This is a genomic window from Chryseobacterium sp. 7, from assembly GCF_003663845.1.
Taxonomy (GTDB): Bacteria; Bacteroidota; Bacteroidia; order Flavobacteriales; family Weeksellaceae; genus Chryseobacterium.
Window position 1 is genome coordinate 4,204,393 of record NZ_RCCA01000001.1, and the last position, 14,337, is coordinate 4,218,729.

15 protein-coding genes are annotated in these 14,337 nt (G+C 36.7%); 6 read left to right on the plus strand and 9 right to left on the minus strand.

The annotated features are described in order from the left end of the window. The first annotated feature begins 52 nt into the window (after positions 1-52). The 3 genes from CLU97_RS19315 (at position 53) to CLU97_RS19325 (ending at position 1,629) form a co-directional block, all read left to right on the plus strand. Positions 53-646 carry a phage tail protein gene (locus tag CLU97_RS19315; protein WP_121489373.1) on the plus strand — a complete coding sequence of 198 codons (594 nt, stop codon included), beginning with the start codon at positions 53-55 and terminating at the stop codon, positions 644-646. A gap of 5 nt (positions 647-651) precedes the next feature. Continuing rightward, positions 652-1,338: a T9SS type A sorting domain-containing protein gene (locus tag CLU97_RS19320; RefSeq protein WP_121489374.1), complete on the plus strand. Its 687-nt coding sequence runs from the start codon at positions 652-654 to the stop codon at positions 1,336-1,338. 81 nt (positions 1,339-1,419) lie between these two features. Further along, positions 1,420-1,629, plus strand: a complete 210-nt coding sequence (locus CLU97_RS19325; RefSeq protein ID WP_228437805.1) for a KTSC domain-containing protein — start codon at positions 1,420-1,422, stop codon at positions 1,627-1,629. 57 nt (positions 1,630-1,686) lie between these two features. On the opposite strand, the gene CLU97_RS19330 is transcribed toward CLU97_RS19325, so the two are convergent. The 9 genes from CLU97_RS19330 to CLU97_RS19375 form a co-directional block, all read right to left on the minus strand. Then, positions 1,687-3,558: a GEVED domain-containing protein gene (locus CLU97_RS19330; RefSeq protein ID WP_121489376.1), complete on the minus strand. Its 1,872-nt coding sequence runs from the start codon at positions 3,556-3,558 to the stop codon at positions 1,687-1,689. Positions 3,559-3,906: 348 nt separating this feature from the next. Beyond that, complete coding sequence (gene guaB / locus CLU97_RS19340; RefSeq protein WP_121489378.1) at positions 3,907-5,367, minus strand: IMP dehydrogenase; 1,461 nt, start codon at positions 5,365-5,367, stop codon at positions 3,907-3,909. 188 nt (positions 5,368-5,555) lie between these two features. Then, positions 5,556-6,260 carry a hypothetical protein gene (locus CLU97_RS19345; protein WP_121489379.1) on the minus strand — a complete coding sequence of 235 codons (705 nt, stop codon included), beginning with the start codon at positions 6,258-6,260 and terminating at the stop codon, positions 5,556-5,558. 24 nt (positions 6,261-6,284) lie between these two features. Beyond that, on the minus strand, positions 6,285-6,788 hold the full coding sequence (locus CLU97_RS19350) for a DUF4252 domain-containing protein (RefSeq protein ID WP_121489380.1): 504 nt from the start codon (positions 6,786-6,788) through the stop codon (positions 6,285-6,287). 12 nt (positions 6,789-6,800) lie between these two features. Next, positions 6,801-8,087, minus strand: a complete 1,287-nt coding sequence (locus tag CLU97_RS19355) for a DUF4252 domain-containing protein (RefSeq protein ID WP_228437807.1) — start codon at positions 8,085-8,087, stop codon at positions 6,801-6,803. Between the two features lie 16 nt (positions 8,088-8,103). Continuing rightward, a complete protein-coding gene (locus CLU97_RS19360) occupies positions 8,104-8,793 on the minus strand; it encodes a hypothetical protein (protein ID WP_121489381.1) in 690 nt (229 codons plus the stop codon). Further along, positions 8,768-9,277, minus strand: a complete 510-nt coding sequence (locus CLU97_RS19365) for an RNA polymerase sigma factor (protein WP_121489382.1) — start codon at positions 9,275-9,277, stop codon at positions 8,768-8,770. Before CLU97_RS19365 ends, CLU97_RS19360 begins: the two co-directional genes overlap by 26 nt. A 99-nt stretch (positions 9,278-9,376) precedes the next feature. Next, positions 9,377-10,537, minus strand: a complete 1,161-nt coding sequence (locus CLU97_RS19370) for a GlmU family protein (protein WP_183084642.1) — start codon at positions 10,535-10,537, stop codon at positions 9,377-9,379. A gap of 106 nt (positions 10,538-10,643) precedes the next feature. Then, positions 10,644-10,895 (minus strand): type B 50S ribosomal protein L31, encoded by a 252-nt coding sequence (locus CLU97_RS19375; protein ID WP_002976190.1) that lies wholly within the window; start codon positions 10,893-10,895, stop codon positions 10,644-10,646. Between the two features lie 184 nt (positions 10,896-11,079). Here CLU97_RS19375 and CLU97_RS19380 point away from each other — a divergent pair, with 184 nt between their 5' ends. From CLU97_RS19380 to CLU97_RS19390, 3 genes are all read left to right on the plus strand, one after another. Beyond that, positions 11,080-12,489, plus strand: coding sequence for a hypothetical protein (locus tag CLU97_RS19380; RefSeq protein ID WP_121489384.1), 1,410 nt, complete (start codon positions 11,080-11,082; stop codon positions 12,487-12,489). After that, positions 12,489-12,815 (plus strand): nucleotide pyrophosphohydrolase, encoded by a 327-nt coding sequence (locus CLU97_RS19385; RefSeq protein ID WP_121489385.1) that lies wholly within the window; start codon positions 12,489-12,491, stop codon positions 12,813-12,815. The genes CLU97_RS19380 and CLU97_RS19385 overlap by 1 nt, the downstream gene beginning before the upstream one ends. A gap of 70 nt (positions 12,816-12,885) precedes the next feature. After that, positions 12,886-14,106, plus strand: a complete 1,221-nt coding sequence (locus CLU97_RS19390; RefSeq protein WP_121489386.1) for a 3-phosphoshikimate 1-carboxyvinyltransferase — start codon at positions 12,886-12,888, stop codon at positions 14,104-14,106. Positions 14,107-14,337: the final 231 nt, after the last annotated feature.

The window sequence follows — 14,337 nt, forward strand, 5'->3', positions numbered from 1 at the left end:
ACGTTTTATGCGAAATATTTTATAATTTTATAGTAATTAAAACCTTGTCATCATGAAAAACTTATTTATTGCATGTACACTGCTTATCAGCGGTGCATTCGCTCCTTCCCTACAAGCTCAGGCATCGGATCCATATTTAGGACAAATTGCTTTTGTTCCTTACAATTTTGTTCCCAAAAACTGGGCATCATGCGATGGACAACTTCTGTCTATTGCACAAAACCAGGCACTATTTGCCCTTTTAGGTACAACCTATGGCGGGAACGGAACAACTACTTTTGCCTTACCTGATATGAGAGGCAGAGTACTTGTACATAACGGACAGGCTCCGGGGGGGCCTACTACCTATAGCATGGGGCAAACCGGAGGAACTGAAAGCGTTACATTATTGGTAACACAGATGCCGGCACACAGCCATACGGTAAATGCGGTAACTGCTGAGGGGAATCAAAATTCACCTACCAACAGTCTTCCTGCAGACACCAAGGTTCTTGACAAAGAATACTCTGATGCGACAGCGAATACAACCATGAAGAGTACAATGATCAACAGTACAGGCGGAAACCAGCCGCATGAAAACAGACCTCCTTTTATAACCTTGAAATGTATCATTTCATTAGTAGGAGTATTTCCAACGCAAAACTAATCGCTATGAAAATTCTTTACTTAGTATGTCTTGCTCTCGGAAGCTCAGCTTTTGCGCAGACGATCACTTTTAAGGGATGTCCCAATCTGTTTGACGCTACTACATTCACTTTTAACAAAACAGGTGTAGATTCCTTTAATAAAAACATTTATATGACTACTCCTATTGACGGTGCACAAGATTGCAGCGGATTAGGAACCTGCGAGTTTAAAATCCAATGGAACAATGCTCTTACAAGATGGGAATTTCTTGCTGATGAAGGAAATGGAACTTTCACAACGCCATTTTTAATTTATTATAATTCAACAGGAAATAATTCAATTCCTATGCCTCCCGGCAACATGGTAGGAACCTGGACAGAGAATACAAGCGTTACAACAGGACAATGCGGTGGTAATCTTACAGCAGCCAATTCTACTATGACCGGTGATGTACAGACCATAACATTAGGAACCACAGAGTTTTCGAAAAATAAAATTCAGATTTTCCCGAATCCGGTGGCCGATTTTATAAGCATTTCCGGTATTGATGACGGTCTGTCTATTCAAATTTATACTATTGACGGACGGTTGGTAAAATCTGAAGCATTTGATTCAAAAATTGATGTTTCTCAACTTGTTTCTGGTGGATATGTAATGAAAATCAGCACAAGAAATTTTCAGACTCATCAGTTTAAATTCGTTAAAAAATAAATCCTTTTTCAAAAGAAATCATCCATTAAAGCTTTCAGAAATTCTGAAAGCTTTATTTTTCAGGCGGGGAACATTTTTTGTATGAGCAACTGTATGCCTTCAAGTGTCGTCAACCATTTCATCTATTTCCCGGATACTGAAATATTGAGAATTATATATCAGTCAGGAGCTGTTTATGATTATTTTAAAGTTCCGGCTGACATTATTGAAAAGTTTAAAGAGGCAAGATCTAAAGGTCAGTTTTTAAATAAAGTGATCAAATCCAGATTTAAATATCGAAAGATTGAATAAAAAATGCCCCCAAATGATTGGAGGCATTACTATTTATTTCAAATTTTAATCAAATAATTACTTGATGATCAATTTAGAAGATTTAGAATCTTTTCCGTTAGAAACCTGAATCATATATACTCCTTTTTCTAATTGCTGATCTACTTTGAAAACACCATTTCCTTCTTCAGTTACAGATGGGCTTGATACCAGTCTTCCTGACATATCAGAAATAGAAACTTTCAGATTTTTACCATTTTTAGCTTTAATGAAAATTTTGTCTCCGGTTGAAACAGGATTTGGATAAACTGTTAAATCGCTGTTATCTGCTTTCACTTCACTTGTTCCTAAGTTGGTCACAAATTTCACAGTATAATCTTCAACCTGACCATACTTTAACTGTCCGCAAGGAGTCATATTAGGATTCTCATCATCTACAAGAACTCTCATTCTCAATGGAGTATTAAGCACGGCTGAAGCCGGAGCTGTAATGGTAGTACTGTAAGTACCAATTGCCGTAACCGGATCTGCAATAATATTATCCGCAGAAGCTACCAATTCAGAAGCTTCGAATGTTCCGTTATTATTATAGTCAATCCAAACTCTAACATCATTATTTGAATCTGTTACATTTACCTGAAGGTTATGAGTACCTGTTGCTAAAAGCTCAGTAGATGTAGCTTTCAGACAGCTTGCTCCCGTATAATCTTCATAAAAAACTGGAGCCCCCTGCCAGTATCCTACAGATCCATTGTTAATGGCTCCTAGTTTTACAAGAGTTGGCCCTACAAAATAATTGCTTGTTGTATTTAAGATACCACTTGGGTTACAAGTAGCAGCAATAGGTGTACCAACGGAAGCAGCTGCGGTAGGAGCCGTTGCGCCTAATGAAGTACTTAGAGCTCCTCTCAATAAGAAGAAATAAAGAGCCGCTCTATCATGCTGCCCACTAGTAAACTTGAATGCTATTGGGTTGGTATAATTCATCATATTGTACTGTACTCCCTGATAGTTGGTACCTGTACAATAATTCATATTGCTGTTTGTAGGTGCAGGAAAGTCATTCAGCAAACTTCTTGATCTTTCCGTATCACAAACCTGATCATCGTCTGTAGCACAGTTATTAGTAGTTGCTGGACAGTTAGTGGTAGTTGTATCTCCCTGTGGTGGCTGAGCATTGGCATTGCCAAAAGTATGCAGCAATCCCATACTGTGTCCAAATTCATGAGCTAAAGTAATATCATCCTGTAAGGTAACTACAAAAGATTTCATGAAGGATTCGTATGAAGAATCAGGATTCTGAGGCAGTCCTGCCCATCCCATAATTCCATATTGTCCACCTCCATCTACTTTGTTCATAATATAGATGTTAAAGTAAGAAGCCTCAGGCCAGTGTGGTGCAATTGATTTAATTTGTGTTGTAGTAACACCACCTGTTCCGCTACGGTTCACACCGTTTGCATCATATCCTGCAAGAACTCCACCGTTATATCTTACAATTCCGGTAGTGGCATTACAGTTAGGGTCTCTCTTCGCCAATACTAATTTGATCGGCATTGTAGCAGCGTTACCAAAATCAGCCGGAACTCCCTGAGCCCACTGATAAGTACCTGCATACATTTGATTACAATGATCCAGCCAAGCCTGAATTTGCGCATCCGTTTTATTGTAAGCCGTTCCAAGAGCAGCACCTGTAGGTGTTATTACGTGTACTACAACAGGAATTTCATACACTCCGTCTACAATTTTGTATGCACTCCCATTTTTAGCAGCTGTATTTTGATTACTGCTAATAACTCTATTGCGGATGTTGCGAATCATTTCGTCAATTTCCCCATTCTGTTTCTGGTGTACTCTTTGTTCGTTATCAAAATCACACCAGTCTTTTTTTTGCTGTGCTGATACCGAAAGGGAAAGTAGCAATGCCCCACAAAGGATAGTTTTCTTCATTATAATAATTTAAAAAAATTAAACAGGTTGCAAATTTATTATTTTTATACCTTATATGATAATATTTGACATAAAAACAAATTCAAAATTTAAAACTTCACTACAGTTAGTAGAAAAACATGGATTTTTGTTACATTTAACACTTAAAATAGAATTACATACATATCAGAACATGTTTAAATCATTTAAACTATTCACAAAAATATTACCAAAAATAAAATATATAAGTAATATAAAAAAGTCAAAATAAAAAAATAAGACACTAACAATCATATTGTTAATATAAAATCATAAAATAAAAAAACCGCACAATTTGTACGGTTTTTACTATATAAATTCAACTATTGTTTATAATGAATAATTCGGAGCTTCCTGCGTGATAATTACATCATGCGGGTGAGATTCTTTTAATCCGCTTCCGGTAATCATTACCAGTTTGGAATCTCTCTGAAGTGTTTCAATATCTTTTGCTCCGCAGTATCCCATACCAGCTCTCAGACCTCCTGTCAACTGGAAAATAACATCTTCCAATTTTCCTTTGTGCGGAACTCTTCCTTCAATTCCTTCCGGAACGAATTTTTTAGCTTCACTCTGGAAGTATCTTTCTTTACCTCCTCTCTTCATTGCTGAAAGGCTTCCCATTCCCTGGTAAGATTTGAATTTTCTTCCCTGGAAGATAATTTCTTCTCCCGGAGCCTCGTCTGTACCGGCTAAAAGTGAGCCCAGCATTACTGCACCTGCTCCACTGGCAATAGCTTTCACGATATCTCCTGAAAGCTTGATACCACCGTCACCAATTACAGCTACATTTTGAGATTTAGCATATTCGTATACGTTATAGATTGCGGAAAGCTGAGGAACTCCTACTCCGGCAACTACTCTGGTTGTACAGATAGATCCAGGTCCTACACCTACTTTCAAAACGTTTGCTCCTGCTTCAATAAGGTCTTTCGCAGCATCTGCAGTTACAATGTTTCCCCCTACAATATCAAGGTCCGGATATGCTTTTCTGATTTCTGAAATTTTATCTAAAACTCCTTTAGAATGACCATGCGCAGAGTCTATTGCTACGATATCAACTCCTGCCTTTACCAAAGCCTCAATTCTCGTCAGTGTATCTTCTCCTACCCCTACTCCTGCTCCTACAATAAGACGACCACTCTCATCTTTATTAGCATTCGGGTATTCCAATTGATTATCGATATCCTTGATGGTAATTAGACCTACAAGTTTATTGTCTTTATCTACGATAGGAAGTTTTTCAACCCTGTTTTTAAGAAGGATTTCTTTTGCCTTTTCAAGGTTGGTATTTTTGTCGGAAGTGATCAGATTTTCTTTGGTCATGATCTCTTCAACTTTCATATCAAGATTTTCCTGATATTTTACATCTCTGTTGGTAATAATTCCGATCAGAACATTATTGGGATCTACCACTGGAAGACCTGAAATCTTATATCTTGACATAAGATCTCTAGCTTCACCTAAAGTATGATCTTTAGATAATGTAACCGGATCTGAGATCATTCCGTTTTCGGAACGCTTTACTCGGTTTACCTGAGCAGCCTGCTCAGCGATCGTCATGTTTTTGTGGATAAAGCCTAACCCTCCAACTCTTGCTAAGGCAATGGCCAGATCAGCTTCAGTAACAGTGTCCATCGCAGCGGAAACTATCGGAACATTCAGCGTAATTTTGTCGGTAAGTCTTGATTTTAATGAAACCTGGTTAGGTAAAACTTCTGAATAAGAAGGGACTAGAAGAACGTCATCGAAAGTGATGGCTGTCTCTACAATTTTGTTATGAATAGACATCTTTACTTTCTTTGCAAAATTAGGTTATTTTAATGAGATATGAAAATCCTTTTTAATAGTTTAAATAAAATTTAATAATCAATAACTTAAATCGAAAAACCGTTCTTATGTCAGAACGGTTACGGTACAAAATAATTGAATAAGTATGAAACTACTTTAGTTATCTTTTAAATAATGAACATTAAAGGTTATTTGACAAGGTTTCCATTTTCATCCAGATTTTCAATATGGGTCTGATTATTTTTATCAACGTATAATTTTAATCTTACTTTCCCTTTGGCATCACGGATAAAGATCCCAACATCCCCAGTGGCAGTCTTACCAGCAAAGAAACGCTCATTGGTAAGCTTTCCTTGTTCTCTAAGTTGTGCATACGCCTTTTTACTGGCAGCCGGATCATTTAATTTTTTCAGAGAGTCTTCAAACTTAATAATATCTTCCAGCGGAAAATCATCTGGGCGGTCCCAAAGTTTTAGACCATACACTCTGTTTTTATCTTTTCCGGATCCTTCAAAATACTGAAGCTGCATAATCTGGTCTGTATTTCTCTGATCTACAGAATATACCATTCCGGATTCTTTTTCATTGCCATCGTATACAAGACCTCCGCATTCGTCACCCATAGAATTGAAAAAAATAAGTCCTGCTTCTCTCTCCCTTGGTTTCAACTCTTTATGATTCACCAAACCAGGGTGCTGACGTTCTTTGTTGCTGATGACCATCTTTAGTGTTCCGTCTTTCTCAATGATATTAATACGTTCTACATCTATTTCTTTAAAACGTTCGTTGGAAGACTGATTTTTGAATGCAAGGAAGAAAAACATCGCACACAGTACAGTAAGTACAACGGCATAGATTTTAAGGATACGGACTTCTCTTATCAATTTTTCCATGCTCTAAATATTTAAGGTTGTAAATTATTTATCAGAAACAGAATTGATCATTTTTGAGATATCATTCGCCGTAAAATTTCCTTTCACATCTACAAATACCATTTCATTTTTGCTTGAACCCACCGTGATCAGCATGTTTTTAATGGTCTCTCCATCCTGTTTTACGCGGATATTGATATCGTCCCCTTCATGTTTTATGCTTGCCCATTCTTCATAATGGTTATTATTCAAAAACTGGGCGTAATCATTTAGCATTTCTTGGCTTCCGTTGGTTACAGTAAGTACTTTTATTTTGGAAGCCTTCTTAACCAGATCTATGGTCTCTTCATTGTCTCCATCTTCTCTCAGGGCTTTCTTAATATAAGATTTAGCCAAAACCATAGGTACATTAATACTGGCAAACTGTGCTCCTTTGAAATCATATTTAGAATTCTGGAAAAAGTCTATATTCGGTTTTTCAGAAACAATACACGACTGCATCAGCCCGATTGTCAGAATAATGAGAAAAATGTTTTTAAGAGTCTTCATAGGTTAGTTTTTTTATTTGATTTGCCTGAAACTTCCTCCAGAAACTTTATCTACTTTAGCATCCAATTCAGGATTTCCTCTCAATTTTACAGCTGCCCCTGATGAAACGCTTACTTTCAGCTTATCTGTTACCAGCAGAGAAAGACTTGCCCCTGAAGTAGATTCCACTACTGCTGTACCGATCTTAAGATCATCGGCTTTACAAGATGCTCCACTACTGATATCAATTACTGCTGAAGCAGCCTCTCCGGATAAACTGATACTTGCACCACTGGAAGTATCCAATGTCAGTTTAGGTGTTTTAATATCAACATCAAGCACCGATCCGGAACTTACAGCTATTGCTGTTGACTGATTCATACTGAATTTTCCTTTAATAATAGATCCGGACTCTGCTTCAATTGCCAGACTGTTTTCTGTAACAGGATTCACTGCCGTAAAGATACTGCCTGATGATGTTTTTATAGCATTAATATTAGGGGCAGAAACATTCACATTCAGATTTTTAAATCTTAAATTTCTAACGCCTTTGTTGTCTACATATATTTTTAATACTCCGTTTTCCACTTTTGTGATCACGTATTGAAGTTTGTCTGCATCTGCAATTACTTTTACGCTTCTGGTATTTTCCTGTTTGAAGGTAACATTTACTCCTACGCTGGCATCGATTTTTGAAAATTCGCCTACATTCCTATTATCTCCATTCAGATAAGAAGAAGTGTTATCTGATGTAAGGCTGCTTCTCATAGTGCTTGTCATTGTAGAAGTACTTGTTTCTCCGGAATTAATGATCTTATTCACATCTGAAAGTTTCATTTTTCCGTTAAGGATGAAAATAATATTCTCTTCTTTGGAATCTACGTTGAAAACCAGATTTTCCAGATAGTTGTCTCTTTCATCTTCAGCCAGGAATTTCATGGAAGTTCCGTCACTGCTCATAGACATCAGCTCATTGAAATTAAGAGAATTTAAAGCTTTGTTAATTCTCTCCGTTTTTTCTTCATTCATTTTTATATTCGCAAGATTCTCATCTTTTAAACGATCTGGGAATGTAATTTTAGGAATAATCAGAATTTTAAGCCCTTCTACCTCATTCAGAATAGGTTTTATTTTTCCGATATAGGCATCATCAACATCAATGGTATTCAATAGTTTGAACATTGGTTTTTTGATATTGATAGAGGTTACTCTTCCATTTTTTTCAAAATCCTGAAAAAGCTTGTCTAGTTTCTCAGTCTGTGCAGACGAAGTTGCAAAGCTGCTTAGCATTATGGCTATTATAAAAAATATTTTTTTCATGGGATTGTTCTGATTTTTAATATTCGCTGTCAAGATTTTCATTTTTTTGAGAAGATGCTACTGTTTTTTTAAACTCACTTCCTAGTTTCATAAAGGAGTATCTTGTAACATCTAAGGCTTCTTTTTCACTGCTGATTCTTTTTCCGTTTACAATTACATAAGAGTCATTGTACGCTGTAGCAGAATCATTTAAATTTTTACTTGGGAAGGAAGAATTATCCACATATCTAGGTTTTCGTTCTTTTTTAAGCCTTCCTCTTTTGGGCAGGATTTCATCCATTACATCTTTTTCTGCCACCTGGTTATCCTGAAAAACAGAATCTTTCTTTACTCCGGAAATAGAATCTGTATGATTCACGGCAACCTGTTCCTGATGATCACTGTTTTCTTCAATGAATCCGGACTTCTGTTTTAAGATCTCATCTTTTACCAGTTTTTCTCTGTCCTGTACATCTACTGCACCGGAATTATTATAATTGAGAAATACCCCGAAACCGAAAATCAGCATTACACTGGCGGCCATCCAGAACCATTTAGGAAAAGAGGGCTTTTTCTTTTCTCCCAATGGAATAATTGGAGCAGTATTCTGTTCAGGCTCCGCACCTTCTGTGGTCTGAAGAAAGTCTTCAAAGCTCCAGTCCATTTTTTCTTCCTTGATATCCCGGAAGATTTCGTTGTATTTATCTTGTAATTGATCTTTTTTCATAGCTCATCAGTTGTGAGATTTGTTCTTTTACTTTTTGTCTCGCACGCATAAGGTTTACCCTTACTGCATTTTCCTCCATTTCCAGCATTTCAGAAATTTCGGACACTTCGTATTCTTCTACATCTTTCAAGTGGATGACCATCTTTTGTTTTTCCGGGAGCTGATTGATAAATCCTACAATATATTCCTTAAGGTTATCAACTTCCATACTGTAAAGCTCCGAGCGATGAAGCTGCATATCCGCAAAGCCAATCTTTACATCGTGATGCTTCAACCTGTTCAGGCATTCGTTCCGGACAGACTTGAGCGCATAGGATTTAAAATTCCCGAACTGCCCCAGCTCATCCCTTTTCTGCCAAAACTTCATCATGAGATCCTGTACTACATCTTCTGCTTCATCACTGCTCATGACAAACCGCTTCGCAAAACGATACATCTCGTCTTTGAGAATAAACACCGTATTCTTGAAAGTTTCTTGGGTCATGAGTTTTGTTTCTTATAGGTAAGACAATTGCCGTTACATATCTATTACATCAAAAATAAAAAAACTTCAAAAAAATTGAAGTTTTTTATTATAATTGTATTAATACGTATCAAAAATATGTTTCATAATCGCTTTATCTTCTTCTGTTAAAGCAACTTTTCTTCTTGCCATGGCTCTTTCTGCTACTTCATATGCTTTATCAAGCTTAAATCTTTCATCGTCTTTCAATCCGCCCCAAGAGAAATTTTCTACAAGGTTTGGTGGAAAGCCTGGCTTAAATATGTTAGATGCTACTCCAATTACCGTCCCTGTATTCAACTGAGTATTGATGGCTGTTTTGGAATGATCTCCCATAATCAGACCCGCAAATTGTAAGCCTGTATCTTCAAATGCTTTTGTTCTGTAATTCCAAAGTTTTACGTGGCTGTAATTATTTTTCAGATTGGAAGAATTGGTATCAGCACCAAAGTTGCACCACTCTCCTATTACCGAGTTCCCTACAAAACCTTCGTGCCCTTTACTCGTATATCCGAAAATGATAATGTTATTCACTTCCCCCCCTACTTTACAGTGAGGCCCTATAGTGGTAGCTCCATAAATTTTAGCCCCAAGATTAAATTTGGAATCTTCTCCTAATGTGATAGGTCCACGCAGGTGGCAGCCCTCCATTACTTCAGCATTTCTTCCAATATAAATTTTTCCGGTTTTGGTATTCAGCGTAGAAAATTCAATTTCGGCACCTTCTTCAATGAACAGATCTTTCTTATCTCCTAAAAAACCGTTTGTAGATGACAATTCTTGTGAGACTCTTCCTTTGGTAAGCAGTTCAAAATCGAAATCAATGGCATGGTGATTATAAGAAAACAGATCTTTCGGTCTTTTGAAGAAAACAAGTTCTTCTTTAATATCCGTCATTTTTTCAATCTGATTCAGAGAAAAACCTTTCATATTAATTTTAGCCGCAATCAATTCGTCTTCATAAACCAATGCCTCGCCTTGCTTAAGATCTTTAATCTGCTGAATTACGGTTTCTGTAGGAAGGAAATTCGGAACTAAAAAGAGACTTTCTTTTTCCTCCGGACTTTTAAATTTATCCTGAAGATACATTTCTGTGAAGTATGAAACCTCAGTATTATCAAGAATTTTCTGCCATCTTTCGGAGAATGTAAGAATTCCGCATCGCATCGCAGCAACTGGGCGGGTAAAAGTAAGCGGAAGAAAGTCTTCCCAATATTGTGCATCTGAAAATACCAATTGCATCATTCAGTTTTTGGTTTAAAGTTTAAAATTCAAGGTTAACAAATTTACAATAAAAAAAGTCTTCCAAAAAATTGGAAGACTTCTATATTTTATAAGTATACAAAAATTACTTAGCGAATTTTTTGTATTTGTTCATGAACTTATCAACTCTACCTGCAGTGTCAACTAGTTTTACTTTACCAGTGTAGAAAGGGTGAGAAGTTGAAGAGATTTCCATTTTGATTAGAGGGTACTCTTGTCCTTCGTACTCGATAGTGTCTTTTGTTTCTGCAGTAGACTTGCAAAGAAACACCTCGTCGTTACTCATATCTTTGAAAACAACAAGTCTATAATTTTCTGGGTGGATTCCGTTTTTCATAATACTATTTTTAAAAAAATTAAGTTTGCTTTCGAAATAGTAATGGATATTTCTCTGCTAAATTTTAGGTTGCAAAAATACAACATTTTTTCTAAATTCCAAATACTGTATTCAATATTTTTTTAGAGATAAGAAATTCAAAGTATTTTCGTTAAATTTGGAACTTACTTAAACTTTAATTTCAATGAAATTCAAATTATTACTGGCTTTTTCCTTCTGGATGTTACTTGCAGCTGTATCATGTAATAAGGATGACATAACGTTTGACAGCCCTACACAACAACTAAGGTTCTCAAGTGACACGGTTTTCTGTGACACAGTATATCATCAGGTACGTTCAGAAACCTATGTTGTAAAGGTATATAATAATGAAGATAAAGATATCCTGATCCCAAGAGTAAACCTTGAAAATGGTGCGGCATCGTTATATAGAATCAATGTGGATGGAAAACCGGGCTATGATTTTCAAAACGTCCCTTTAAGAAAGAAAGACAGTCTTTATATATTTGTTGAAATTGCCCCTGAAGCTACCGGACCTGAAGCTATTGCCGAAGATAAGGTACTTTTCACCGGTCCTGCCGGACAGCAGCATGTGACATTATTTTCTGTGGTACAGGATGCTGAATTCTTTATCCAGACCCCCGGCAATCCGAATATCATTACCAGTTCTACCACATGGAATAACAATAAAGCCAAGATCATCTACGGAAATCTTACTATCAACCCTAGTGTAACACTGGATATCAATGCCGGAACTAAGGTTTACTTCCATAAAAACAGCGGAATGAAAGTTTCTTCCGGAGCGGTTTTAAATATTAACGGAACCCAGACTGATCAGGTTATTCTGCGTGGTGACAGAAATGATCCTCGTTATGATACAATTCCTAAAAACTGGAATTCTATCAGAATGGAAGCCAATTCCACCCTTAATATGAATCATGCAAGACTTTTTGGAGGAACGAGAGGTCTTGATATGAGACAAACCAACGCTACGATTACCAACTCATTCATCCATACTTTCTTTGAATATGGAATATATGCGGTAGGATCTACCGTGAATGCCAATAACCTGGTGATGAACAATTGTGGCTTATCATGTATCGGAATCGTATTGGGTGGCAAACATAGTTATACCCACGCCACTATTGCGAACTATTCTAAAACAATGAGTTCTTACGACAGAACAGGAATTTTTGCAGCCAATGAATGGAAGAATGATGCCGGGCAAACACAGCAGGGAGCTTTGCAGCAGCTTGATATCAAAAACAGTATTGTATATTCTGACAGGGATGATGCCGTTCATTTCGAACAAACCCCGGGGCAGCAGTTTGAATTCTTACTTCAAAATTCATTAATCAAATATACCAGCGCAACGGGTGCAGGCTTCACTTTTGATAATAATCCACGTGTAGTGCAAACCACTAAGAATACCGATCCTCAGTTTGTCAATTATTTCATGGCTAAAATGAATTTAAGAGTAAAACCTGGTTCACCAGCCCTTGGAAAAGGAAATACAACGGTAGCAGCAACGGTTCCTTTTGATATTGTGGGAGTTTCCAGAACTACAAATCCAACGTTAGGAGCTTATCAATAATGGAGATTACACAATTACAGCAGCAGGTAGATGAATGGATCAAAACCATTGGAGTGAGATACTTTAATGAACTTACTAACATGGCAATGCTGACAGAAGAAGTAGGCGAAGTAGCAAGAATTATTGCCAGAAGATATGGTGAACAAAGCGAAAAGGAAAGCGACAAGACTAAAGATCTTGGCGAAGAACTGGCAGATGTGCTTTTTGTAACGTTGTGCCTGGCCAATCAAACTGGGGTGAATCTGCAGGATGCCTTCGACAGAAAAATGAAAATAAAAACTGACCGCGATAAAGTCCGGCATCAGAATAACGAAAAATTGAAATAATGATACATGATGAGTTATGAATTACAAATGAATTTTTAACTCATCATTTTTAAAGATAATGTAGATCATAATGAAGCTAGAAAAATCAAAATTAATAGGTGATACAATAGTACAGATCAGCGGTTCGAAAAGTATTTCGAATCGTTTATTGATTCTGGAAAGTTTGTTTAGCAATATAAAAATCGGAAATCTCTCCAATTCTCAGGATACTCAGCTGCTGAAAAAAGCATTATCCGAGAATACAGACGTGGTAGACATTCATCATGCAGGAACGGCAATGCGTTTTCTTACATCTTATTATTCTATTCAGGAAGGAAAAACAACTATTCTTACGGGTTCCGGACGAATGAAAGAAAGACCTATCAAAAATCTGGTAACGGCTTTGAGAGATCTTGGAGTAGAAATTGAATATATGGAAAATGAAGGATTTCCTCCTTTAAAAATTACCGGAAGAAAGATCACTCAGACTTCTGTGAATGTTCCGGCCAATATTTCAAGCCAATTCATTACATCTCTTCTTCTTATTGCAGGAAAACTTGAAAACGGATTGGTGATTAACCTTGTAGGTGATGTTACTTCAAGATCTTATATTGAAATGACACTTGATATCCTGACCAGATTTGGCATCCAAAGCAGTTTTGAAGGAAATACAATTAAAGTAGAACCTTTCGTTCCTAATGATTCTGCTGTAGTGCATTATGAAGTGGAAAGCGACTGGAGTTCGGCTTCTTACTTCTACTCTATTTGTGCGCTGGGAAGAAAAACCATTCACCTGAAAAGCTTTTACAAAGAATCAACGCAAGGAGATTCCGCCATTGCTGATATCTACGAGAAGTTCTTCGGAATCAAAACTACATTCTCAGAAGATAAGCATCAACTCACCCTGGAACCTCAGCCAGATTTTTCTTTCCCGGAAAAAATTGTTCTGGATATGAATGACTGTCCGGATATTGCACAAACCCTTTGTGTAACTGCGGCAGCTTTAAAAACCCCTTTTGAGATTTCCGGATTGGGGACCTTAAGAGTAAAGGAAACCGACAGGCTTCTTGCTTTATATAATGAGCTTAAAAAACTGGGTACTGAAACAGAAATTACAGATTTAACCATTCAATCCATCCGTTTCGGAGAGCCACAAGATGATATTTCAGTCAAAACCTATCAGGATCACAGAATGGCGATGAGCTTTGCTCCGTTCTGCCTGATTAAAGAACTGAATATTGAAGATGAAGATGTGGTAGAAAAGTCTTATCCAATGTTTTGGAAAGATCTTGGAAGCATACTGACTCATTAATGTGACACAAAAATGTGGTAATTTGAAAATGATTTTTATTTCAGATTACCACATTTTCATAATGAAGCTGTTTAAACGTATGAAAAAAACTGACTATATACTAAAATCATTAAGAAGGATTTAAGAAATAAAGTATAGTTAAGATGAATCATTCTGATTTTAAGCTTATAGCGAAGCTTACCTTAATACTCTTAAAGCTTTAATACAATCTTAATGTTTCAAAAACAAAAG

Excerpts from the sequence above, each read along its gene's own strand:
- CLU97_RS19315 (WP_121489373.1), top strand. The coding sequence starts at position 53 with ATGAAAAACTTATTTATTGCATGTACACTGCTTATCAGCGGTGCATTC.
- CLU97_RS19320 (WP_121489374.1), top strand. The coding sequence starts at position 652 with ATGAAAATTCTTTACTTAGTATGTCTTGCTCTCGGAAGCTCAGCTTTT.
- CLU97_RS19325 (WP_228437805.1), top strand. The coding sequence starts at position 1,420 with ATGAGCAACTGTATGCCTTCAAGTGTCGTCAACCATTTCATCTATTTC.
- CLU97_RS19330 (WP_121489376.1), bottom strand. The coding sequence starts at position 3,558 with ATGAAGAAAACTATCCTTTGTGGGGCATTGCTACTTTCCCTTTCGGTA.
- guaB (WP_121489378.1), bottom strand. The coding sequence starts at position 5,367 with ATGTCTATTCATAACAAAATTGTAGAGACAGCCATCACTTTCGATGAC.
- CLU97_RS19345 (WP_121489379.1), bottom strand. The coding sequence starts at position 6,260 with ATGGAAAAATTGATAAGAGAAGTCCGTATCCTTAAAATCTATGCCGTT.
- CLU97_RS19350 (WP_121489380.1), bottom strand. The coding sequence starts at position 6,788 with ATGAAGACTCTTAAAAACATTTTTCTCATTATTCTGACAATCGGGCTG.
- CLU97_RS19355 (WP_228437807.1), bottom strand. The coding sequence starts at position 8,087 with ATGAAAAAAATATTTTTTATAATAGCCATAATGCTAAGCAGCTTTGCA.
- CLU97_RS19360 (WP_121489381.1), bottom strand. The coding sequence starts at position 8,793 with ATGAAAAAAGATCAATTACAAGATAAATACAACGAAATCTTCCGGGAT.
- CLU97_RS19365 (WP_121489382.1), bottom strand. The coding sequence starts at position 9,277 with ATGACCCAAGAAACTTTCAAGAATACGGTGTTTATTCTCAAAGACGAG.
- CLU97_RS19370 (WP_183084642.1), bottom strand. The coding sequence starts at position 10,537 with ATGCAATTGGTATTTTCAGATGCACAATATTGGGAAGACTTTCTTCCG.
- CLU97_RS19375 (WP_002976190.1), bottom strand. The coding sequence starts at position 10,895 with ATGAAAAACGGAATCCACCCAGAAAATTATAGACTTGTTGTTTTCAAA.
- CLU97_RS19380 (WP_121489384.1), top strand. The coding sequence starts at position 11,080 with ATGAAATTCAAATTATTACTGGCTTTTTCCTTCTGGATGTTACTTGCA.
- CLU97_RS19385 (WP_121489385.1), top strand. The coding sequence starts at position 12,489 with ATGGAGATTACACAATTACAGCAGCAGGTAGATGAATGGATCAAAACC.
- CLU97_RS19390 (WP_121489386.1), top strand. The coding sequence starts at position 12,886 with ATGAAGCTAGAAAAATCAAAATTAATAGGTGATACAATAGTACAGATC.